Annotated in this window: 15 protein-coding genes; 7 read left to right on the top strand and 8 right to left on the bottom strand. The window is 57.3% G+C overall.

What is annotated here, in order from left to right:
• The first annotated feature begins 41 nt into the window (after positions 1 to 41).
• From KBY93_RS11185 to KBY93_RS11175, 3 genes are all read left to right on the top strand, one after another.
• Positions 42 to 1,574: a UvrB domain 3-containing protein gene (locus KBY93_RS11185; protein ID WP_255094482.1), complete on the top strand. Its 1,533-nt coding sequence runs from the start codon at positions 42 to 44 to the stop codon at positions 1,572 to 1,574.
• Between the two features lie 477 nt (positions 1,575 to 2,051).
• Positions 2,052 to 2,336 (top strand): hypothetical protein, encoded by a 285-nt coding sequence (locus tag KBY93_RS11180; protein ID WP_255094481.1) that lies wholly within the window; start codon positions 2,052 to 2,054, stop codon positions 2,334 to 2,336.
• Between the two features lie 276 nt (positions 2,337 to 2,612).
• Positions 2,613 to 2,858 carry a GlsB/YeaQ/YmgE family stress response membrane protein gene (locus tag KBY93_RS11175; RefSeq protein WP_255094480.1) on the top strand — a complete coding sequence of 82 codons (246 nt, stop codon included), beginning with the start codon at positions 2,613 to 2,615 and terminating at the stop codon, positions 2,856 to 2,858.
• 103 nt (positions 2,859 to 2,961) lie between these two features.
• Here KBY93_RS11175 and KBY93_RS11170 read toward each other — a convergent pair whose 3' ends face one another.
• Both KBY93_RS11170 and dnaG read right to left on the bottom strand, forming a co-directional pair.
• Positions 2,962 to 3,669, bottom strand: coding sequence for a hypothetical protein (locus KBY93_RS11170; protein WP_255094479.1), 708 nt, complete (start codon positions 3,667 to 3,669; stop codon positions 2,962 to 2,964).
• A 30-nt stretch (positions 3,670 to 3,699) separates the two neighbouring features.
• Positions 3,700 to 5,772 (bottom strand): DNA primase, encoded by a 2,073-nt coding sequence (dnaG, locus tag KBY93_RS11165; protein WP_255094478.1) that lies wholly within the window; start codon positions 5,770 to 5,772, stop codon positions 3,700 to 3,702.
• A gap of 109 nt (positions 5,773 to 5,881) precedes the next feature.
• Between dnaG and KBY93_RS11160 the strand changes: the two genes are divergently transcribed.
• Positions 5,882 to 6,751 carry a DMT family transporter gene (locus tag KBY93_RS11160; protein WP_255094477.1) on the top strand — a complete coding sequence of 290 codons (870 nt, stop codon included), beginning with the start codon at positions 5,882 to 5,884 and terminating at the stop codon, positions 6,749 to 6,751.
• Between the two features lie 3 nt (positions 6,752 to 6,754).
• On the opposite strand, the gene KBY93_RS11155 is transcribed toward KBY93_RS11160, so the two are convergent.
• On the bottom strand, positions 6,755 to 7,255 hold the full coding sequence (locus tag KBY93_RS11155) for a hypothetical protein (RefSeq protein ID WP_255094475.1): 501 nt from the start codon (positions 7,253 to 7,255) through the stop codon (positions 6,755 to 6,757).
• A 23-nt stretch (positions 7,256 to 7,278) separates the two neighbouring features.
• On the opposite strand from KBY93_RS11155, the gene ruvA reads away from it, so the two are divergent.
• The 3 genes from ruvA (at position 7,279) to KBY93_RS11140 (ending at position 8,742) form a co-directional block, all read left to right on the top strand.
• Positions 7,279 to 7,944 carry a Holliday junction branch migration protein RuvA gene (gene ruvA / locus KBY93_RS11150; RefSeq protein ID WP_255094473.1) on the top strand — a complete coding sequence of 222 codons (666 nt, stop codon included), beginning with the start codon at positions 7,279 to 7,281 and terminating at the stop codon, positions 7,942 to 7,944.
• 64 nt (positions 7,945 to 8,008) lie between these two features.
• Positions 8,009 to 8,278 carry a 30S ribosomal protein S15 gene (rpsO, locus tag KBY93_RS11145; protein WP_094555672.1) on the top strand — a complete coding sequence of 90 codons (270 nt, stop codon included), beginning with the start codon at positions 8,009 to 8,011 and terminating at the stop codon, positions 8,276 to 8,278.
• 8 nt (positions 8,279 to 8,286) lie between these two features.
• Positions 8,287 to 8,742, top strand: a complete 456-nt coding sequence (locus KBY93_RS11140) for a PAM68 family protein (protein ID WP_255094472.1) — start codon at positions 8,287 to 8,289, stop codon at positions 8,740 to 8,742.
• A gap of 91 nt (positions 8,743 to 8,833) precedes the next feature.
• On the opposite strand, the gene KBY93_RS11135 is transcribed toward KBY93_RS11140, so the two are convergent.
• From KBY93_RS11135 to KBY93_RS11115, 5 genes are all read right to left on the bottom strand, one after another.
• Positions 8,834 to 10,963, bottom strand: coding sequence for a hypothetical protein (locus KBY93_RS11135; RefSeq protein ID WP_255094471.1), 2,130 nt, complete (start codon positions 10,961 to 10,963; stop codon positions 8,834 to 8,836).
• A 23-nt stretch (positions 10,964 to 10,986) separates the two neighbouring features.
• Entirely contained in the window at positions 10,987 to 15,636 is a 4,650-nt protein-coding gene (locus KBY93_RS11130) for a DUF6603 domain-containing protein (RefSeq protein ID WP_255094470.1), read from the bottom strand.
• A 59-nt stretch (positions 15,637 to 15,695) separates the two neighbouring features.
• On the bottom strand, positions 15,696 to 17,243 hold the full coding sequence (locus KBY93_RS11125; protein WP_255094469.1) for a lipase family protein: 1,548 nt from the start codon (positions 17,241 to 17,243) through the stop codon (positions 15,696 to 15,698).
• A gap of 237 nt (positions 17,244 to 17,480) precedes the next feature.
• Positions 17,481 to 20,249 carry a LamG-like jellyroll fold domain-containing protein gene (locus KBY93_RS11120; RefSeq protein WP_255094468.1) on the bottom strand — a complete coding sequence of 923 codons (2,769 nt, stop codon included), beginning with the start codon at positions 20,247 to 20,249 and terminating at the stop codon, positions 17,481 to 17,483.
• Positions 20,246 to 23,686, bottom strand: a complete 3,441-nt coding sequence (locus KBY93_RS11115) for a hypothetical protein (RefSeq protein WP_255094467.1) — start codon at positions 23,684 to 23,686, stop codon at positions 20,246 to 20,248. The genes KBY93_RS11120 and KBY93_RS11115 overlap by 4 nt, the downstream gene beginning before the upstream one ends.
• Positions 23,687 to 23,780 lie beyond the last annotated feature (94 nt).

The following is a 23,780-nucleotide window of genomic DNA, read 5'->3' as shown; positions in this document are numbered from 1 at the left end:
GGCGACGCGTTCGTTTCTTGGCGTAGATCTGTTCGTAGTCCGTGAAGCCCAGCTGGAGAGGGGCGGCCATCCGTTCCAGTCTCAGACTTGGATCTGGATTGATTTTAGCGGGTTTTTCAGGGGTTCCTCAAGAGGGCTTCATCCTCGATGTGCTGCGCCAGTACACACCGGTGGAGAGCTACTACAAGCTCATCAAGAAGGTGGAGAGTGATCCCGAGTTCGACAGCAAACGCGCGAAGAAGAAACTCCGCCGCTACGTGGAAAGCCATGAGCATGCGATCGGGCTCAAGGCGGAGATCATGGTGGACCACTTCCACGAGCAGGTACTGGCCCTGAACAAGATTGGAGGGGAAGCCCGATCCATGGTGGTCACCAATGGTATCGAACGGGCCATCCAGTATTTCCACGCCTTTCGCAGCTATCTCAGCGAACGCAAGAGCCGCTATCTGCCCATCGTCGCCTTCTCCGGTGAGCACGAATACGGCGGAACCAAGGTGACAGAAGCCTCCCTCAATGGGTTTCCATCGAGCCAGATCCCCGACAAGATCCAGGGCGATCCCTATCGCTTTCTGATCTGTGCCGACAAGTTCCAGACCGGCTACGACGAGCCGCTGCTGCACACGATGTATGTCGACAAGGTGCTCTCCGGCATCAAAGCTGTGCAAACGCTTTCACGGCTGAACCGCGCTCACCCCAAAAAACACGACGTCTTCGTGCTCGACTTCATGAACGACGTCAACACTATCCAGCAGTCCTTCGCGGATTACTACCGCACCACCATCCTCGCCGAGGAAACCGATCCCAACAAGCTCCACGATCTGAAGGCAGCCCTCGATGCCTATCAGGTCTACGACCAGCAGCAGGTTGACGAACTGGTGGACCTGTATCTCGGTGGTGCCGATCGCGATCAACTCGACCCCATCCTCGATGCCTGCGTGGCGGTGTATAAGGAGCAGCTCGATGAAGACGGCCAGGTTGACTTCAAGAGCAAGGCCAAGGCCTTCATCCGTACCTATGGGTTTCTTTCCTCGATTCTTCCCTACACCAACGCCGATTGGGAGAAGCTCTCGATCCTTCTGAACTTCCTGATCTCCAAGCTGCCAGCTCCCATTGAAGAAGACCTCTCAGCCGGCATCCTCGAAGCGATCGACATGGACAGTTACCGCGTCGAGAAGCAGGCAGCCATCAGGATTCAGCTCCCCGATGAGGACGCGGAAATCGGACCAGTTCCAACCGCCGGTGGAGGGCGCAAACCAGAGCCTGAGCTCGATCGGCTTTCTAACATCCTGAAGGTTTTCAACGACCAGTTCGGCAACATCGAGTGGACCGACGAGGATCGCGTCAACCGCTTGATCACCGAAGACATCCCCAGGCGCGTTTCAGCCGACCCTGCCTACCAGAATGCCCGCCAGAACTCCGACAAGCAGAATGCGCGAATCGAACATGACAAGGCACTGACCCGTGTGATGACGGATGTGCTCAAGGACGATATGGAACTCTTCAAGCAATTCATGGACAACGACTCGTTCCGCCACTGGATGGCGGATACGGTCTTTGGGCTCACCTATGAATAGAATTTGCAATCTTAAAGCGCCCCATCCGCTGCTCCTATCAGGATGCCAGTGTTGTGCCAGCACCTTCTGTAAATCTGACCTGCAGTGAAGGCCGGTCGGCGAACAACCAGCTACAGCGGTAGGGATTTACAGGCCCCTTTCGCAGTGAAAGATTCTCCTCCGCCGCTGATCTGGAGCGTTGGACGTCAGAAGGTGCTGTAGAGGCCTTCGCCAGGCATCGCTTGAATCAGGCAGTCATCCCTGGTCGTATGGAAAGGTACGTTCCAGAGTGCTGGTTGCACAACGACGAGAGCTTTGGGTAATGTGCGGCCATGCAACCAACCATTCCCTGTAGGCGTCGGCTCTGGCGGACCGCCACTTTGCTTCACCCTTGTGCATTGACCTGACGCTCTGACAACCACGAAAAGGAGAAGAGTAATGACTACGTTTCGTTTGTATCTTGTTGTCGTCCTTGCTTGCCTTGCTGGATAAACGCTGGTGGTCGGCATCAATCATGGGTTGAATTTTTTTCCGATCGCCATTTCCAACATTACGGAAATGACTTGGTCGGGCCAGTTCAACCTTGACTTCATGACCTTTCTCGGGCTATCGGGCATCTGGGTGGCATGGCGCCATCAGTTCACCGGAGCTGCAATCGCACTTGGTGTCGTCGCGTCCTTAGGCGGCATGATCTTCCTTGCACCCTATCTGCTCTGGGCCAGCGCCCAGGCTGGAGGTGATGTCAAGATCCTCCTGCTCGGCAAAGAGCGAGCTATGTGTTGACATGCTTCTGCGACGTTATGCACCGCCGTCCAACCAATTAGTGCAGCGGCCGGCTATCGCCGTCGCCTCTGTTGAGGAGTGTTCAATGATCGCAGTGCACTACCAGGGGCAATCGTGCTGCTGCCAGGGCAGCGGTCTTGCGTCCAGCTGAGATCAATGTGTGTGATGAAGGGTCAGGAATAACAACGAGTTTCTAAGCAGATCATGCCCTCTGAGCGCTGACACCAGCCTCACGTCTACGTTGCTTCTGATCCTCAGAACTGATGGTGAGTGCTCATGAACGTTCTCTGGTTTCTTCTGGTGGGTGTGATCGCCGGCTGGCTGGCGGGTGTCCTGGTCAAAGGGGGTGGATTCGGCCTGATCGGTGATCTGGTCGTCGGCATCATCGGGGCCCTGATCGGTGGCCAGTTCTTCGGCGGCCTGGGTGGAGCCGTCGGAGGCGGTGTGCTGGGCAGCATCCTGGTGGCCACCCTTGGCGCCGTGATCCTCCTTGTCATCCTGCGCCTGATCAAGCGCGCCTGAACTCTGGTGGTCAGCACGCCAGGTCACTCACTAGCTGTGTGGTCCCACCAGGGCTTGCAGATCCGAGACCGGTGCCCTCCCCGGCCGGCTCAGTGATGCCAGTTCATTCGCAGGGCAGGGGATGGCTGGGGCTGGCGTCGTTGTCGGTGTCGAGCATGGCCACGCCCGACACGACCCGGCGCAGGGGCTCGGCCGGGGGCGTTGAAGGGTTGCTCGGGTAGGCGCTGCCGTTGAAGGGCAGCCGGGCGTAATAGCCGTGGCCCGCATCGATCCGCACCCTGCTGATCAGGTCTCTCCAGCCGTTGTGGCGCTGGTCGCTCACCACCAGGGGCGGCTTGAACAGCGACATCCGGGACACCAGGCGCAGACCCCTGTCCTTGGGGCCGCTCTGGAAGACATAGGCGTTGCAGCCGCCGGTGCCGCAGGTGTACGGGCCGATCACGGTGGCCACCAGCTCGTCCTGCCGGTCTCCGTTCAGGTCGATGCGGTTGTAGGCGTAGTGCAAGGGGCCAGCCGCCCGGCAGGCATTGCGGCGCTGATGCATCTCAGCCTGTCGCCATTCCGCCGTGCCCGGATCAGGACCATGGCCCTGGCCGTCCACCACCGCTACGGGGAACAGGTCCTGTCGCAGTGCTGCCTCCAGGACGGGGTTCGGCGTGGCGATCGGAGCCACGGTCTGCCGGATCCGGGGAGCCGGACCGCTCGGCTGCGCGGATGCGGTCCCCAGGGAGCCCGCCAGGGTCAGCAGCCCGGCGGCGCTGCCCAAAGCCGCCGCCGTGCAGATGCGAAAGCGGAGTTTGCCTGGGGCCATGGGGTTGCGGGGCGAAGACGGGGGTGCGGCTCAGCTGGCCAGCCGCGCCGCTGCCAGGGGATCGGCGCAGCGCTGCTGATCGAGGTGGCTGATGTGGCGACGTTCGTTGTAGTACAGCTCCTGGAAGCGCAGGGCATCGCCGTTCAGTTCGGCAAACATCAGGTCGATCCGGCTTTCCATGCTCAGGGCGGCGGCAGCGCTGGCTTCCGCCTCGCTTTCCTCCAGCAACCGGGCGATGCAGCGTTCCAGCGTTTCCAGCCGCTGGGAGCCCCAGGCATCGAGCAGGTGGCGGCAGCGCTTGAGGCTGCGCTGGCGTTCCAGCACGGCCGTGGTGCCGCGCAGCTGCAGCAGGGGTTCAGCCAGGGCCATCCGCTGCAGTTCGCTTGGCTCCAGCAGCGGGGTGAGCCGATTGAGCAGGTCGCTTTCCTCCACCAGAAGGCGGTCGCTCAACAGTCGCGGCAGATCCAGATCGGCCAGGTCGTCGCCCGGATCACTGCCCCGGTTGATCGCTTCCAGCCGGCCCACGCCCAGGTTGTCCTCCTCCAGGTCGCTGATGCTCGCCCAGAGCAGGCGGTGGTGGGCGATGGCGAAATCCTCCAGCTCCCGCTGGCGCAGTTCCCGCCGGATCGCTCCCCGGTGGCGGCCTGCATGCAGGTAAAGCCGCAGCAGCTCCGCTTCGGCGCGCTCACGCAGGCCGATCTCGCCGGGTTGCTCCCAGCGGCTGGCCCTGCCATGCCAGCGCTCGCCCTTCACCTGCTGGCGCAGGTCTTCCTCCAGCTTCTGCGCCAGCCGCGCCTGCCCCCCACTGAGCCGCTCGGCCACCTGCTGCAGGTAGTGGCTGCGCACGGCGCTCTGGGGCAGTTTGCCCAGCAGTTCCACCAGCGAGGCCACCGCCTGCTGGAACTGGTCGGAGCGGGCCAGATCCTTGCCGTCCAGGGCCTGCTCGATCTGCCAGTCGAGCCAGAGGGGCGCCTGATCCAGCAGGGCTCGGTACTCGCCGGCGCCGTGCTGCCGCAGGAACTCATCAGGGTCCTTGCCGGCGGGCAGGTGCAGCACCCTCAGCTCCAGCTGGCCCTGCAGCGCCAGCTGCTCCACCTCGCCGATCGCCCGCTGGGCGGCGCGCACGCCGGCACCGTCGGTGTCGAAATTGAGCACGAGGCGGCGGCTGTCGCAGCAGCGGCACAGCTGGGTGATCTGCTGGCTGCTCAGGGCCGTTCCCAGCGACGCCACCGCATTGGTGATGCCGGCGGCATGGAGGGCGATCACATCGAAGTAGCCCTCCACCACCACAGCCCGGTCGTCCTTGCGGATGGCATTGCTGGCCCGATCCAGGCCGAACAGGTGCTTGCCCTTCTCGAACACCTCCGTTTCCGGGGAGTTGAGGTATTTCGGTTCGCCGCCATCGAGGCTGCGGCCGCCGAAGCCGATCACCCGGCCCTGGCGGTCGCGGATCGGCACCATCACCCGGTGACGAAAGCGGTCGTAGAAGCCATCTCCGCCCTTGCGCGGCACCACCAGCCCGGCCGCCTCAAGCAGTTCCGGCGCCAGGTTCTCCACCTGGCCGAGGTGGTTGAGCAGTTCATCCCAGCGCTCGGGCGCATAGCCCAGGTCGAAGGCGTCGATCGTGCCTTCGCTCAAGCCCCGCTCAGCAGTGAGGTAGGCCAGGGCGCCGGCGCCTTCGGGGCTGCGCAGCTGGCTGCGGAACCAACCCGCCGCCAGGCCCAGGGCGCGCAGCAGCGCCTCGCGGCGGGAGAGCTGCTTGCGCAGCCGCTCCTGCTGGGGCCCATCCACCGTTTCCACCGGCAGCTGGTACTTCCGCGCCAGATCCAGCACCACCTCGCTGAAGCTGGTGCGCTGCAGCTCCATCAGGAACTTGATGGCGTTGCCGCCGGCTCCGCAGGAGAAGCAGTAGTAGAACTGCTTGGCGGGTGACACCGTCATCGACGGCGATTTGTCGTCGTGGAAGGGGCAGATCCCCACGAACTCCCGCCCCTTCTTCTTGAGCACCACGTGCTCGCCCACCACATCAACGATGTCAGCGCGCTCCTTCACCGCTTCGATCGTGCGGGGATGGAGGCGGGCGTGGGGCTGGGACTGGCTCAAGGGCTGGCGCTACCACTGGGGTCGCTATGGCCACCATTCTGCCGCACCACACCAGAAGTGGTGCAACTCCGATCAGGCGCAGCCCCCGGCCTGGCGGGCGGGCCTGTGGATGGTCGCCAGCGCCCTGGCCTTCAGCCTGATGGGTGTGTGCGTCAAGGCCCTGGGCGGCCGCCTGCCTGTGGCGGAGGTCGTGCTGGCCCGGTCGGTGGTGAGCCTGCTGATCAGCTGGTGGATGCTGCGGCGTGCTGGTCTCAACCCCTGGGGTCAACGGCGGGGATTGCTGGTGGGGCGCGGCATCCTCGGCACCGCCGGTCTCTACTGCGTCTATCTGGCCCTGATCGGACTGCCGCTGGCGGTGGCCACGGTCCTGCAGTACCTCCACCCCACCTTCACGGCCCTGCTGGCCTGGCCGCTGCTGGCCGAGAGGCCGGGCTGGCGGGTCTGGGGCGCTGTGCTGCTGGGCTTTCTGGGAGTGGCGGTGCTGGCCGCTCCGGGCGGGCTCGGCGCGGCGGCTGGCGTTGGCGCCGGTCTGCCGGTCCTGCCGCTGCTGTTCGCCCTGGCCGGTGCCCTGCTCTCGGCCCTGGCCTACGTGAGTGTGCGCGCCCTGCGCAACAGCGAGCATCCCCTGGTGGTGGTGTTCTATTTCCCGCTGATGGCCCTGCCGCTCAGCCTGCCGCTGGTGCTGCTGCAGCCGGTTGTCCCCACGGCCGCTGAGTTCGGCTGGTTGCTGGGGGTGGGGGTCTTCACCCAGCTGGGGCAGATCGCCCTCACCTACGGATTGATGGGAATGGCGGCCGCCCGGGCCACGGCGATCAGCTATGTGCAGGTGCCACTGGCGGCGCTGTGGGGTGTGTGGTGGTTCGGGGAGGCCGTGCCGGCCCGGGCCGGGCTGGCGGCGCTGCTGGTGCTGCTGGCCACGCTCCTGAGCCTCCGGGCCGGCGTTGCCCCGGCCGTTGCAGGCCCCAGACCCACTCAATAACAATCAGCCGCCCTTCAGCGGCAGGGGATCCACCAGCCACTCCTGGCTGATGCTGTCGTCGGCGGTACCGATCGGGCGGGCCAGCCGCCAGCTCTCGCCCCTCTCGCCCCGCAGCAGGTACAGCTCGAAGGGGCTGTCCACCCGGTAGGGGTCCTCCGCCAGCCGCCAGTCGAACTGGCCGGTGAGGTGCAGTCCCTTTCCCAGGCCGATCGGAATCGCTTCCTGCCGATCGACACGCACCCGGCTCACCTGGGGCCGTCCGGCGCTGCTCTCCAGATCGAGGGCCTCGGCGATCGCCTGCTGGGTGAGCTCGATCTGCAGGCCCAGAGCCTGCAACAGCACGGCCCGGGGCGGTTGGCCCGCCGCCTGGCAGCCGCCCAGGCCCAGCAGGCCCAGCCCGATCGACACCACCAGCAGCATGGAGAGCAGGGGTCGCTGCCAGGAAGGTTGCGGCTGGCTGATGGCCGCAGACCGGCTGGCGGGGGTTGGCGGACCGGGCAGCATGGGTTCGATCAGTAGTGAGCTCCATGATCGGCTGGCTGCAAGGCCATGTGGCAGAGCCGTGGCAGCAGGGCACCCGTTGCGGGCTGCTGCTGGCCTGCGCCGGTGTGGGCTACGAAGTGCAGCTCACCCGTCGCCACTGGGAGCTGCTGCCCCCGGCGGGCAGCCCGCTGTGCATCTACACACACCAGTCGATCCGTGAGGACGGCTGGACCCTGTTCGGCTTCGGCGCCCGCCACGAGCGGGACCTGTTCCGCCTGCTGGTGGCTGTGAGCGGTGTGGGGCCGCAGATGGCCCTGGCCCTGCTCGGGACCATGCCCTGCGAGGAGCTGGTGCGGGCGATCGTGCAGGCCGACCTGCGCCTCCTCTGCCGCGCGCCTGGGGTGGGCAAGCGCACGGCAGAGCGGCTGGCCGTGGAGCTGCGCGGCAAGTTGGCGGAAAGTTTCGGTGCGGCCGCCAGCGGCTTCGACGACGACAGCCTCGATGGCCCGGCTGACGGCTCCAGCGGCGATCCAGGCCCGGCCGCCTCCACCCGTGAGGAGGTGCAGCTCACCCTCACCGCCCTGGGCTACGAGCCCCTGGAGATCAGCCGGGCCCTGCGTGCCCTTGGCAGTGAGGGCCTTGAGCCGAGCCTCGACGCCGAGACCTGGCTGAGTGCCTGCCTGCGCTGGCTCTCCCGTGAAGTCGCCTGAGCTTGGAGGCCAGCACCCCGAGGCGTTAGGTTGTCTGTTTGCACCGTCAGGGCCCGACGCCGGCATGCCGCTCGATACCACCAAGAAGCAGGAACTGATCAATTCCCACCAGACCCACGGCACCGACACTGGTTCGGTCGAGGTTCAGGTGGCGATGCTGAGCGAGCGGGTGACCCAGCTCACCGGCCACCTGCAGAAGAACAAGCACGATTTCTCCTCCCGCCAGGGGCTGCTGAAGATGATCGGTCGCCGCAAGCGGTTGCTCGGTTACCTGCGCGCCGAGAGCGAGGAGCGCTACGGCCAGCTGATCGCCAAGCTCGGCATCCGGGGCTGATCACAGCCATGGCGGCCAAGCGCAAGCCCCTGGCATTCGAGCCTGAGCATTCGCCCAAGGCTGGCGCCAAAGCGAAAGCAAAAGACAAGCCAAAGCCCAGCGCCAAGCCAAAGCCCGGCTCCAAGCCCAGGGGATCTCAGGTCATTCCAAGGGAGGTGGCCAACCGCATGGCCCGCCGTATCGGTGTGGCCACCGGCGTCCCTTCCGTGCTGGGCATGGGTGTGTTCATCGGCAGCTATCTGCTGGTGAGCCGCGGCATCCTCGATGTTCCCCCCGTGGTCACCCTGGCCAGTTCCGCTGGCCTGTTTCTGCTGGGCGTGCTCGGTCTGACCTACGGCGTGCTCTCCGCCAGCTGGGAGACGGCGCCAGGAAGCCTGCTGGGCACCGAGCAGATCGGCGTCAACATGGCCCGCATGAAGGCCTCGATCAGGGCGATCCGTCAGGGGGGGAAGGCCTCGGGTTGAGCTGCTAAGGCAAGCCCAGTCCTGGAGCTGTCTCAAACCGCATCCATGCTTGGCAGGCCACACCATTCATCTGGTCTTGGCAGCTGACTTTCTATTCCATTGTGACGTTTCGTTCAAAGCTCACCTTCGGGACGCCCTCAATCATCCGGAGGGCAAACTCTGCTGGGTCCAATGAAGGTGATCTCTTCAAGGTGAGTCGTCTATTGAGCAAGCCGATGCCGTGCTTCCTCAGCAGTTCGTTGTCCCGAGTTGATTCGAACGAGCCTTTGGAATTGATGTCAGCACCGAAGTGAATCGACTCTTGTGGCAGATGAAGCTCGAATCGCGATGGACTTCCCTTGAACAGGCAGAGCAGGATATCTGGGGCAAGCCGATCGAATCGAATTCGCTCGGCTCTAACTTCGGTCGACTGATTCACAGCTTCCACTGTCATGAGTGGCCACCCAGAAACCACCGCTGATCGAAGCAAAAGACCGGTCACTCGATGTTGAGATTCACCCGTGGGGGCAAGCTCTGCTGATTGCTCATGCGGCAGTTGTTGAAGCAACTCCATGTCGTGAGTGTGATCGCTCTCGAGGACCCGCCCGATGCTGAAGGCGCCATCAATCAAGCAATCGAGCCAGTGCGTGTCGATCTCGAAGAAACGTATCGACTCGACCGGCAGCATGCGCTCGTCGGGAATCAGGTATTGAAAAGGGACCGGCTCCAGCTTCCTCATGGATTCCACCCAGTCAGCCACGACCTGAGGCAACGTCCTGTTGGATTCGTTCTTGGGAGGAGGTGGTTCGTCAACTGGAAGATTGGCAAGTTTCTCCAACATCTCCTGGGTAAGATGCCGGCGCGCCCTGCGATCCTCTCGCTTCCATTGATAGAGTGCCTGTGATATACGGCTATTTGCGAGACAAAGCAACCTACCCAGTTCCCAGGCGGAAGCATAGTTGGCGTCAAACAGTCCGGACCTCTTGTCGTAAGCCAGAAGAGCGTCGGAGCTCTTGACAGGCAAAGGCAGTGATTCGATTTTAGTTGGGCCTGGAGCAAGCGGGCCGCGGTACCAGGAATAGGATTGGCTCCCGTTACGAAACTGATGGGGCAACAAGCTGAATCCCGCAGCCAACCATGTTTCAATGTCGTCCTCTGCATTGGTTGTGCCCTCTGCATGGGTACTGTTGGGAACGCGTGGAGGTGAGGGATTTTGCTTTAGCTTCGTCAGTAGACCCTTGAAGGTGTGTTCATGACTCTCGCAGGAGAAGCGCCATTGGTGGAGCGAAATGAAGCGCGTGTAGGGTTTGTCGGAAGTGATATGGTCTTCTTTGGCATCAAAGCGCTGCTCGAGCGAAATCAGATGGGCGGTGGTGGTCTTTCCTTGCTTCGGTAGGCGATTCCCGATCACAAACGCATATTCTGCATCGTCCTCATCGGTGACTTGCCATTTGATCTCCGTTTCATCCTTCCAGAGCAGAAATGATCGCTGGGCGTTCTTGTCATCGATGAACTGAAGCCTGTAGCAGCTGCTGGTCTGATCCAAAAGCGTGATCGTTGTACTCGATCCCTCCTTGAATGTGATGCCAGAGTTAGAGGACTTGCTCTTCAAGTCCGTGATCTGCTGTTCGTTTATCTGGTCGCCGTTCCTGTCGATGATGAAGAGAATGTTCCTGCGAACGTGACAGAGGAGCCTGCACTCCATCGCAGACGGCACGAAGCTGTTCAGAACATCGGTTCTGACATCAACGGACGCGACCCGGATCTCCTGGGAGACGCCATCGGGAAGGGGAAAACTCACATCGTCCGGAGCTTGCAACTCCTTCAGAGTCAGCGCGCTGCTGCCGGCAGTCGGAAGGCGGATGGCATTTGTTGCGAGGTCATCCTCATCAAAGACAAGAACCGCTAGCCACGGCATCGCCGCTTCCATCCAATTCGTGGCGTCTTCGCTTGGGCTCTTATCGCCCGCACGCTCCCAGGGAAGTGTGCTGCGGTGCAGTGCCACGTGGGGGAAGCAGGTGCTGTGATCACCCAGGCTTCCCGCCGGAGGGAACACGGAAGCAATCTCCTGAGGTGAGAGTGAAAACTGCGGCCCGGCGACGGTGAAAGTCCATGTCCCCTCGCCAAGGGCCTCAGACGGAGCCAGCGATAGATCCTGCTTAACCTTAATTGAATAATCACCAGCCTGCAGAGGAGGGCGATGAGAGTCGAGAAATTCTATGAACTTAGGAGAATCAGACATGGGGATTCAGTCGGATGTCTTGCTTAACCAGAATGCCTGGCGAAGGAACCAAGGCGTAGCTCAGCGTTGAAGATTGATCCAACAAGCCTCCCGATACGCACGTTGACAGGGTCTAGGTTCAAGGCCTTTAAATAGTGGTTGCGAGCCTTGACAACATCTTCTTGCAAGACAGTCTGCTCGATGAATTCGTGAATTCCCCCCTCCACAGGAGGGGCAGACAGATCTGGTGTGAACCGCGAGAAGATCTCTGCGGGCAGGGGTTGCGGGGAATCGTCTACGTCCCACATCACTCGTTCAGACTCCAGTGTTTTAGTTGTATGGGCTTTGGGCGGTGCCTTCGGGCTCAGACGCACACCGGTTACGCCGTCCACAAATTTCTCTTCCGCGTTGACTTCCGGCTTGGAGTTGCCATGGGCCTTTCCCCAGAGGGCTGCAGGAAGCTTCTTGATTACAGATTCTACTTGGAATTCAGTGCTGACATTCTTGATATCACGTCCATTTTTTCGATAGACGTTGACGGTGTGTGTAGATGTGACGTCCTCAACACCCACTGGAGCCATATTCACTTGTTTGCCATCAATTGATTTCAGCTCTTCAGGCAGGCCAAACTGAAGCTTACTTGATGGAACTGGAGAGTTTGTCACCAGGCGAAGTTGCTTCGGATTTATGATCCCCAAATGATTGGTTCTGGGATCTCCTGCTGCCACCATGCCATCTTCCAGCGCCAGACCTACCATATCCTTCTGTTCCGGAAGGAATCCCTTCTGAAACTCCGACCACTCGATAGGGGCCTTCTCTTTTGGGGTTTGATCTCCAAAGTGCGCGTGAACCGTTGCCACGTACAGGTCCAGCTCGGCTGTACCGGCGAATTCCGGCCCCCAGAGGTGAAGGTGGGCACCGAGGTCCACATGGATCGTTCCGAGAGCTGTGTCGTATGACCCACCGATGTTGATGTAGGCCTCGGCGTCGTAGTGATAGGGCTGCCAGGAAATCAGGAAGTCTGCACCTACTTTGAAATACGCCCGGAGCGAATCGGATTGGTAACTGGCTTCCAGATGACCACCGGCCATCAAGGCATGAGACGTGAGCGCAAAATAGGCATCGCCTTTGACGACAAGTTCCGGCGCCACCTGCCAGGTGAAGGCCAGCCGGGGCACAACTGGGTAATGGGGCGGGGCTGCGTAGGCCGGATGATAACCGCCGAGTGAGACGACGAAGTCGCCCGAGTGCTTCCCCTTGAACCAGGTGTAGAAGGAGAAACCCCCAGAGAGATGACATTTCTCGGAGAGGATGAAGGAATCGGGTGTGATCCGGGCATCGATGGCAAGCAGGCCTTCATCGGGAATGAAACGCGCCAGTAGCACGATCGTGACTTTCGCCACCGGATCGACCTTGGCTGAACCGGGGAGTGGCGCTGGGACGATGAGGGTCGATTGACCGAGTACATCGATTTCGAAGCGTTTGCCGAAGCTGACTGCCAGCAGAGCAAAGGAATTAATCTGCTTGAAGGAGTTGAACTTCACCCCAACCGCCAGGAAGTATTGACCTGGATCTGGAGGAACGTACTGCCCGAGTTTGTTCAGCTCAGCCATCACATCCTTCGGCAGCCCGGCACCTGCCGTGGCCTCGGCCACCAGAGGAAAGGTCTCAAGATCATCGATCGCCGGCATCAGAAGCGAACGGTTGTAGCCAAAGCCAGCGGCCAGTCCGGTGACAAAGAAAAACGAAGGCCCGCCCAGGGGATAGTCCAGTACCGCGTAGATGAAGAGCGAGGTGGCGCCATCAACAATGGCGTATTCACCGATGGCCGAAATCGTGAGTTGCTCTGTCTTGATCAGCGCCGTTCCGGCGAAATCATTGTCACCCAGGTGGAGGAAACTTCCGCCGATCTGCACAGGGCCGCCGTCGTAGTCGATCCCGATTCCACGGAGCTGGAAGGTTGGTTCAAACTTGTCCAGCGGTGAGGACACACCGAGACCGTCGAGGGACAGGCTCAACCCCCCGACATTGAGGGAGGCATCCATCGCGAAGGTGATGTTGCCGGCGCTAAGGCCGGCTCCGATCCGCTCGAAATGCGCCGGCCCGAAGGTCTTGTGAATCGGGAACCACTTGAGATCGCCCTGCGGCAGGGTCACCGGAGCCGAGGCCGCGCTGGGTTTCACGATCATCGAATCGGTGGCCACAACCGGCTCTGCGCCGGTGTTCTCTGGAGAGGCTCCAATCCCGTCGGTCTTGTCGATCCTGAGCGGCAGATTCAGATGAATAACCTCGCTGCCGAGATGGAGGGTCGTGGCCAGGCCGATGCCTGGAGCGATCAGCGGATCTCCTTCACTCCTTGCAGGCAGCGGGGTTGCTCCGGCGGGGAGCAACGCATTCACCCGCTCAACATCATCCTTGACAAGCTTGCTGGATGGTGATGACTGGGCAAGATAGAGCACTTGAGTCTCCAGACTCAGCGTCTGATTGGGCGGCATGATCTTGCCGATCAACGGCAGGTTCGAAAGGTTCAATCCGCCATCGATGTTGATGCCAAGAAGTGCCCAACTGGCAGCCTTGGGGTCTGCAGGCTTCCCCAACGCGAGAAGAGCTGAATTCAGCTGAATCGAGAGGTCTGGCACGTCCGAGACATCCGCTCCCAACTCAGCGAGCAGATCTTTCAGCAAGATCTTTTGACCATCACGATTCTGATAGGCTGCCACCATGGTTGTGGCAGTCGCCCCTACCGCGTCAGCAGATCTGGCAAAGAACAAATCAAACGTGTGGCCACCGAACTGAAACTCACCGGCGAACTTGCTTTCATAGGCAGTGCCATGGTGCAGGAGATCCAGGGTAAGCGTGAGCTTTATTCCTCCGCCAGCGACCTTCCCGGCAGTCCCGTTCGCGGCAAGCTCTTGCAAGGGCAGGGTGGCTTCGATGGAAAAGTGAAAGTCCTTACTGCCAGTATCGATGGATATGGACACATTTCTGACTGAGGCACCTTTCACCGACTCGGGAACGAGGAGAGGATTGTTTAGTGAAGTAGCCAGGCTGTCGATCCATTTCCCAAGCATTATTGGCTGGTCTAAGCCAGTTTGGGCAGAGAGTTTCCAGCCCATGCCATCATGTTGGCCCGCTAGCAGAAAATCAATTCCCCCCAAGCTAACGAGCGATGTGAGGTTAAAGAACGTGACAGAGTCAGCAGAATCGACCTCTACCCGTATGTCTTTAAACTCCAGATCAGGAGATTTCAATAGAGCAACAGAAGGTTGGCTTGATATCTCAAGTGCAACGTGAAAAAACTTCTCGGTGATGCTCCCAGTGATCTCTAATGCAACCACCCTAAGATTTGACTCAAGGATGACCTTGCCACCAAAGAGTTTAGATATGCTGTCAATGGCGATAGATTCCTGAGGCGCCAGGGCAACTCGAAATGTAAGCTGAGGAAAAGTTAGGGAAGCAATTATGGCGGTGCTATCTACTAGCCATTCGCCGGTCAGCGAACCTTCAACCCAGCGCCCCTCCTCAAAAGGCTGAATGATTAAGAGATCAAGAGTTGAGTTCTTGAGTTCAAGGACTCCTGGAATCAACTCAATCGCTGACTCTTCAGAAACTTTCAATGATATCTCAGATACTTCTGCACCTCTTATGTCGTACGTGATTCTTACCTCGCTCAGCCGAATATCTAGAAGGGAGCTAATCGAATTGGGGAAGTGTGAGGTAACTGCATCAAGGCGAGCATGCCCAAGGAATTCGCTTAGGGTTGGAAATCGCAGGAAATCAACGACTAGAAATTTATGATAGAGATCATACTCGACTATAACCGATAGAGAGTTGCCTCCACAGAGTACACTTCCTTCAACAAATGTTCCTGGCCATAGGGCGTTCTCATTCAGGCGCACCTTTAGCCCAAATCGTTCGCAAGACAAGCGAAATGATCCAAAGACTAATCCATCTCCCTCGTAGGAATTGCTTACACTAAAACACTGAGTGTATTCTGTTGAAGTTGGAACTGTGACTTTGATGGGCTGTAATGTGGCGTTGTCTTCGTTATCCGAAAGAGCAACGCTTGTAGTAATATCAATCAGGCCGCATAGTTGATTATCCGCTAAAAATTTACCACCAAATATTTCGCTTAACAATCCTCCATACATCTCGGAGAGGTTGCTGGAACTTTGGTAAGCCAATGGAAGGTTTACTCCAGCACAGATGAGTTCTGCTGGAAGGACATCACGAATTAAGCTTGAGAAAAATGCTTGCGGTAAGGATTCTGAGAAGGATATAGAGGATAGAATTAATGCTGGCCTTGCCAGCATTAACGTTGGGAAATAAGAATCAAGCAAATCGTCAGAAGCATTCCGGTCAGTTGGGCCTTGGAACTGTTGCACTACTTGTCTAGCAGTTAGACCAGGGTAAATATTGATCAAGAGTATTCCGTATCTGTTCGCCAGAATATCAATGAGTGTTGCTTGAATACTGAGATTGCGTAGAGAGCCGAAGCTCTTTAATGTCGCCGAGAAACTCAATATGTTTGAACTCATCTCTAGATCACGAATATCAGTTAGATCAAAAACAGAGCCTGCAAATATATTATAATGGATACGCTGGAAATCTAACCCAGCTGCGTTGATATCAAGAAGGACAGGTGGATTCCCTGCCAACTGTCTCGCAACTTCGTCTAGTTGTGGTATTGACATGGAGACGTTTAGTCCTTTGAAATGAAAGTAGCGAGGAAATCTGTAAGCCCTAAATGACCTCAACCTGGTCCAAGAAACACTTTCTGTTTTTTGGCAAGATCATCCAGTGCTTGTCGTTTCGGCCCAGCCTGCTGATTTTGGGAATACCTTAACAAAAGATAGCACGTTAACATGAATCTCTCAAAGTCAAGATCATCCCAGAATCCTCTGCTGCTTGCCTTAATTTTATCCCATTGAACTTCTTCATTGTTAAAATCGTTGATTAGGTCCTCCAAGTGTTGCTCTGCGACCCTATTTGGTTTGTGTTTGTTAGTAGACACTCCTAATGCATACAGGTAGAGTTTTAGATACTTAAGAAAGTCAGGTAACTTTTTTCTGTTGCCGTTGACTTCTAGGAAGGTGTGCCAATCGTTAGAAGCAAGTAAATCAGAAAATGATCGATACTTAATCCAAGGAGCTTCGGGTATAGGTCTGTTTAGTGCTTGTAGCCCTAGCACCTTTACTAGCTCTTCTCGTATTAGGTATGGCTCATGTCGAACAAAATCAAAAATCTTAAACGGGAGGTTTCCCGCTAACTTTAGTTCAGTTCCAATATGCTTCGCGCGTAAAACTGTGGCTATTGGATCACCGTGGATATAAACACGGTCGGCTTTCAGCTTGAATTTAGCTCCATCTACTAAATCCTCAGTTCCGATAGTCGGACTGCCATAGGTTATAAGTTCAACACTAGTATTCCAGGGCCAGTTGTTAACTTTGTATTTATTTCTCAGTGCTATTTCCCCTTCACCATGTCGCATTGAGACTGCACATAGTGCAGCTAATGCACCGCCTAGGCTGTGACCAGTGAAGTAAATCGTTTTGGGTGGATTATCCACGTGATCCCTAGCTATGGCTTCCAAGCATTTCCAAATCATGGGCAATGTAGAGATCAAACTATTTTTGAATCCAAAGGGCACCTTGCCTGTTGGGCTAATTTCAGGACATTTTGTCATGCTAATGGCTGAATCACAATCTGTAACCCAATCGGCGTTTCCGTTCTCCATCCAACCCCCTTTGGCTGCACGTGTCCCATTGCCACTACGACTTCCTCTGAAGGTGATATGGACATCGTAATCATTTATATCTTGTGGACTGTTATACTTTAATAGCACAAAGCCCATCAGGCTCCACGCTGGCAGAGTCATGCTGCTATTTCCTATTGGGCGCTCCTTTTCAACAATGCCAGTTGCACCTTCAAAGCAATAGAGGACATCCCTTGGATTATCGCCATCATTATGGGGCTTGGTGGCGATCACTTCAAGCTGATTCAGATTTAGTCGAGAACACATTCTAATTTCTTTGACATGTTTTACGATTTCAAGGGAAGGTTTTAAATAGTTCCAATCACCAGGCTCTGGCGCAACTACTGAGTGGTTCCATGGGTAGAGCCGTTGGTACTCTGTAATAATAGGATCCAGCTTTGGATTAGAAGTTGCTAAACCACCTAATTCTTCCGGGCCTCTTTGTGCATCATTAAAGAAGTTCTTTAAATTTGCACGCAAAGTACTCATAAAGAACTCTCTCATATCTTGCTGAGACCTATGTAATTGCTCGTAGTACGGGTCCATTGGCCAGATCAGTGTTTGGTGATATAGGTGATAGGCGAGGATGCTCAAATCAAGATGATAGACAAATCTATCGTACGGAGTTGACATTCTATTAGGAGCGGCTGGATTAGATAAAGCTATGATCAAGGCGTACCCCTTAAGGGAATCCCTTGCTTAGGGACCAGTAGATTCCTAAGCTCAATAGAGATACATATCCCGTGCTGGTAGGCGTGGATTCTTCACGGTCACTGGCCATAACTAGGATACCTTGATGATATAGAAAAGGACATAGAACGGAGGCATGTTTGTGTGATCTCCACTACCACCAACATAATTAGTTGTAAAAGTATGAATGTGCTTGCTCTCTGTTGTACTGGTTGAAGGCGTCTTGCCTGGTACTGTGTCCTTTATTTCCGGAAGGTTGTATAACTGCCAGCCATTCCCCGGAGAACGCTCGGGCCATTTCACTTTGCCATCTGTATGGAGAGGGATGTGATGATAATGACTGCCTTCTCCCTCAATCGTTCGTCCACGGTGATGGTGGCTAGGTAATTCTGCCAATGACAGAGTGACTGATTGTGTGCCTCCTATTCGCCCGCTGTCAGGAATTGGAGTCTTGCCATCGGGAGGTGGAAAGTTGAATTTTTCTCCGGTATATAGGTATGTACCCTCTCCTGCACCAACAATGAAACGTCCTCTTAAATCAGGTCTGCCGTCATTTCCATCGCATAGAGCCCACCCGCCAGGGATGCCGGAGCCTTGATAGTTTCCCCACATCACGATAGTGCCGATCGGCACCACCGGGCCGTTCTTGTCTTCAATGGATCCACGTACTTTTACATTGCCATTGGGATCGATCACCATTCGTGTGACCAACTCATTGGATGGCTCTCCAGGAATCTTTGTTTGAAATTCAATCGCGCTGCTATAGTTATCATCAACGGCTTGAATCCGTGCTGTAGCCGATGCATTCCACCCCGAGGGATCGTAGGTTGAAAGCTCCAATGCCACAGTGGTTCCGGGGCCTCCTGGGCCAGTGATCCGTATACCACCTCCGTCAGCCACGAAAAGCTCAAGGCTTCGCTGAGGATTGTTCGTTCCGATTCCTACCTTCCCCTCAACCGAAAGGCTGTTCTGCTGTGGATAACTTGGCGGATGAGGGTCGTGATCTGTAGATTCCACTGCGTATCCACTGCCGACGACTACGCTATCAGTGAAAACATGAACTGACCTTCGGTCTTTGTGGCTTTGGGCCATGTCCTTGGCTTTAGGTACGGTTTGTTGGCGATAGAGCCGGGGTGCCTTTTCAATCGGCACGATAATCTCGCCATCGCGGAACCCGCCAATGTTCTGGTAGCGAAGATAGAGATTAGTGAAGCCAGATAGCGACCTGGTAACGATGGGGTAGAGCGAGAAGTTGATCCAGGTGTTGGGCTGGAGTTCATCATCTGGTGGCAGGATCACCCACTCGGGCGTTTCGCTGTCTGTTCGTTCGTGTATAACCCAGCCTAATTCTCTGGGAGTGATCTCGATCTCGGCGACTTCATCGGCGTGGCCCAGCCCCCACGGTTCATCGGCTTCATTCAGCTGACCGGAATCAAAGGAAAGCAGCAGCCGCGGCCGGACCCCCAATTCACCGGCGGCGAGGCTCAGCGTATGGAGCGTGGAATTACCCAGGTAAAGTGTGAGCGCATTGCGCGTGAGGCCGTCATTGAGGACAGTGTTCGAGCCGATGAACCCTGCTGTGAAGGGTGCCTCGCTCCTGCCCCGCTGATTCACAACATCCAGGTGCGCGAGGCGGTGGCCGCTGAGCTTCCGCTTCTTCGGGTGACTTATCTGTTCATCTGTGAAGTCACGGATGTAATTCAGGTGTCGGTAGCGCAGTTCCACCTGGGTTGGGCGTGAACCTCCGAGGGCCACGGCCTTGAAATGGGCCAACGAAATCGTCAGGACACCGCCAGGCGGGATGACGAGGCCGTTCGATCGGCTTAGATAAATGGACAGGGTCCCGTCCTGATTGGGGATCCCGCGTAGATGCCAGTCGGTGTCGACGGCTGAAAAGTGAGCCACGTCTTTGAGCTCGAGCGTGCCTGGCCGAAAGACAATTTCCAGATGATGATCATCCTGAGTTGGTCGATTCATGCCAACGAGGACCACCTCTTCATCCATGGGTGCTTTTGATGCGGGCAGCTCGATGGCGATCGGGCTACTGTTTTGCAGGATCAGGTGGAGGGTTCGCCCACGTGAGGATTCATCGACGATGTAAACAGCCGGATGCCCGTGATCATCTGCTACCCGAAAGGCCAGGGGATGGTGATGGTCGAATGGATGAGAGCGCGCGTGCTTTTCCCTGTGCACAAGGGCTGCCAACTCTGTTGCCGCTAACGCCCGCTCGTAAAGGCGCACCTCACCCATGCGGCCGGTAAAGGGTTCTAAGCCGGCGGTGTTGGTACCGAGAAGCAGAGGTAGGTTGGGATCTGGATAGTTCAGAACCCCGATGCCGGTGTTTGCGAATTCGGCTTCCTGGCCATTCACGGAGACGGGCACCCGTTTCCCATCGATGTAGTAGATGGCCGCTTGGGTGCTTGAATCCCAGGTGACAGCCACGTGGTGCCAATGATCCGGCGTGACGCCCTTTTCCGTCAGTCCGGCGTGCTGCTGGCCAACGCGGGCGTGTAGCTTGCCTTTCAATAGAAAGAGCCCGAAGACACAATACGGTGCTATGTGTGTATCGGCGGCAAGGGGATACTGAAGAATCGAAACGGAGTCTCTCGCAGCTGTTGCTGCATCGGCTCGGATCCACACCGCCACGGTCAGACCCCACTCCGGTAGTTTGGCCAGCGCTACTTCGACCCTGCCTGCTCCCGGCTCGAAGGCAAGGGCACGGCCCAGATCACTGTCGGGTCTGATCTCGACCCCGCCAGGCAGGGGCACGTGAGTTTGTGCTGGAGACGTGTCGGCCAGCCAATCTCCCTCAGCCTTATTGCAGGGAAGATGCAGAAGTAGGGCTTCTTCGTGCTCGATCATGGGATGTTGGTTGGCTGGGCGGTCTGCGAGGTTGGACGATCAACGCGAACCTCATCCTTCGGCTCCAGTCGTAGCCAACCTTCGCGCAGGGTCAATCCAGCCCGAAAGGCGGCGTTCAGTTCCGGCGGACTAATCTCCTCTGCGGGTGTTGTTCGCCAGCCCTGGGGTGTCCGATCGAGAAACGACCAGGCGTAACCGGGCTCTCCGGGCAGCGTGATCTCCGTGCGATCCTCCAGCATCAGGAGTGGAGTGGCGAGAAACGTGACCGACAGCTTCTTCAACGCAGCGGCGAAATGATTCTCGGCAAGGCGAATCTCCTTCACCGGCAGAACTCCGCACGTCAGATGTGCTGAACCTCGCGGGTCCATCAACAGGGTGAATGTGAGCTCTGGAGCCGAAGCTGCCTGTTTCAAGACGAGCCCAGCTGCTTCCGGGCTGTCTTCGTTCACGATCGCTGTCTGGGGTGTATGAAACTGGCCATCCTTGAAACCGCCAGAGCTGTCTTCAACCCAGTAGCCCACAACGCCGTCATTCAGCATCTGATGCTCTCCGATCCGGAAGGGGATCTCCACGTCTTCGAATCGCCGAGATCGTTGGATTGTCTTGCCTTCCACCTGTGCGTGGAGCAACTCCCACGAATGATCTTCTGCGGGCTGGCCCAGTAACTCGAACTGAACCGAGGCGCGTACCACCGCGATGGGCCGCCCGATCAAGAGTGAGATGGCCGGATGGGCGGCGAAGGAATCCGGATCAATCTCCTCCAGCGCATCGTTGATCGTCTCGAGGAACTCGTCGGTTTCACCCCGCTCCAGAATGTGCAGGATCACCCGCTGCAGAAACGGATTTTCAATGTCCCGGGGCACGATGGGATGCTCTTCACCCGGTGCAGGCCGCCACAGGCCATCCACGTCAACCGTGCCAATGCCTTTCCCATCTGCGTCGTAAACAGCGATCGATTCATCCAGCCTGTTGGGCAGCAACCATCCGCAAATGGGTGTCGTATTCGGATGGCTGTTCGATTCCACCGCCTCGTGCCCGCCGGACAGCCAGCGGAACACCGCACGCAGTGGCTGCAGGAAACGCGGTGGGAAAACGACGTGCCCGGCATCCCCGCGCAGGGGCTCGGCCGCGATCACATTCTTTTTGGCCAGCGTGATGTCGAAGGCACGCCCGAAGGAATCGATGATCCGGAGACGGTCGAGCTGCAGTTCGCCCACCCGAATGGGATGGAAACGCGCCAGGGGAACGGGTGTGTGGGTCGGCAACTCGCCGACGATCGCCCGCAGGTCTCTGGCAAAGCGCTGGTACTCCTTGAAGCCGATCGGTTCGGCAATCGGCAGTTGCACGGTCTGCCGCCGCATCAGCAGAGCGTCATTGAAACCGCCCAGGGGCAGGCAGAGGATCTTCGTTCGCTCGAGGAATCCCCAGGCCCAAAGGGCGGTCCTGGTCAGGCTTTGGTCCTCTGTTTCGGCTTGGCTCAGACGTTCGATCACCTCCTGCTCATTGTTTTCGTCCAGAAGTGGGGTATCGCTGCTGACTTGTTGCTTCAGAAACTGTTGCTTCAGAAACGTCCAGAGCCGCTCATGGAGCAGCTGCGCCGCGTTGACTGTGATCAAGCTCCGCCCCGCATAGGCAGACTCTTCGTCGGGGCCCTCATCGATTGTGTCGGTGGAGTCGCTGGCAGCCAGTGGCGTCAGGTCTGGGCTTCCCGCAGCGGGCGCGAATCGAGAGGATAGGTAATGGGTGTCGAAGTGGTCCTCGTAATGGCTGAAGTCTGCTTCTGGAGATCGAAGCTGGGCGGACCATTCCACATAAATTGGTCGGGCGGGATGATCGTGGTGCTCACGTTGAAAAGTTTCCGTGTTGTCATTATCAAACTTTTGAACAATCTCATTTTCAAACATCTCAAAGAATACTGGATCAGGGACGAGCAGCAGCTCAATTTTAGGCCGGCTGGTTGAATCGTCATGGTTAACGCGCGAAGCGGCAGAGGGCAGATAACCTTCAATTTCAGAAGGCGCAGCCAAAACGACAACAGGATTGCTTGGTGACCAGAATCGACTGCCTGGAATCGACTTCAGGCGAAGAATATTAACGTCGGTCTTTCGGTCCACTTGTAGCGAAAGAAAATCTTGAATCCTGTCAACTATCTCATCCCGCTTCTCCTGGACTTGCTCAATCTTCTCGTCGATCTTTTTGATCTCTTTCATTGTTGTTGACTTGATCAGATGCACGACTTTGTCGGCTTCTGGAAAGATGTCACGGCTGTTTGGTGGTGGATATGCACAAAGCATGTATTTGTGCCAGTCTGAGGAAAGCCGATCGACGAGTGTGCGCCGAGTGTGTTCGTGCTTTTCAAGTTTCTTCTGAAAGGCGTTCAGGTTGTCAAGCAGCCCCAAGCACTCAGCGGGTATGGTTGGCGTTGCCTCTCCTGGCTCAACAGTCTTGCTGTTCACAACCGGAGGCTTCGTTTCGCGGGCTTCGGGCTTGATCAGCCAGCGCATGCCTCCGTGAAAGGCTGTGAATCCTTTGGCGTGTCGGCCTTCAAGAAATTTGGGGTAATGGTCCTGCAGGCGATGCTCGAGATCGGCCGCCATGAGGATCGCTTCCAGTTGCTCTTCGATCGTGCTCTTGTCCGGTAGAGGATTATCCTTGTTTTCGGCTAGAAATGAATCTGCTAAAAATGCACACAGCGCCTCAGTTGCCGTATGACCAATCGCAATGTGAGTAGCCAGGTTTGCATCAGATTCGGGCTTCTCGACCAGCTGGCTTAAAACCTGTCCACGTCGCGCATCCAACCGACGCTTCCTGGTTGTCTCTTCTTGGGATAAGGCTGACGAAGGATCAGAATTGGCTAATGACTCAGGGCTAAACTCTGTCTTGCCAATGTAAAGAATGCCAGGTCGAGAATCTGGAAAAGGATCTTCGTCAGATGGTATTGTATTGGTCGCAAAGGATGGAGGATTTACTGAATCATTGTAAAAGCCAACGACGGAGTACTTGGCAGCCCGTGAGTCATTGGCCTCATTGTCGTGAAATGTAAAAATCCCTCGGCAATCCGAAGCAAAGGCCGCAAAGGCGGGGTTGCCATATCCCATCACCGTTAACCCATCAGCGAGATATTCCCCCTTGTTTCCAACTTCTAGCCAATTCTCTAGTGAAAGTGTTCGCCCCAAATAGCGGAATGCCTGCACACTCTCTTCTTTCCCTCCTTTGTCTATATTTGGATAGGCGGTTGCACCAGGCGGAATTGGTCCGCTGAGCGGATGGAGAAAATCACTTTCCACGATCCATCGGGACCGAGTCCAATTCGGCCATTGGCCCTGATCGGGAATGGTTCGGGTGATCAGCCAGCGATTGGGCAGCTGTGGATGGATGCCCTCCATGCGCTGGCCGGTTGGATCCCCCTTGCTGCGTGTTAACTTGCTGCGTGTCAACTCCCGCGGCACCTGCCAGTGCAAATGGATGCCTGGGAGTAGCACCAGATTCCGATTCTGGAATGGTGGTGAAGACACTTCATCGCCCAGAAAG

This window comes from Synechococcus sp. J7-Johnson (assembly GCF_024345795.1).
Lineage (GTDB): Bacteria > Cyanobacteriota > Cyanobacteriia > PCC-6307 > Cyanobiaceae > Regnicoccus_A.
The sequence above is the reverse complement of the archived record's forward strand: the minus strand, read 5'-3'. Positions and strand labels throughout refer to the sequence as shown.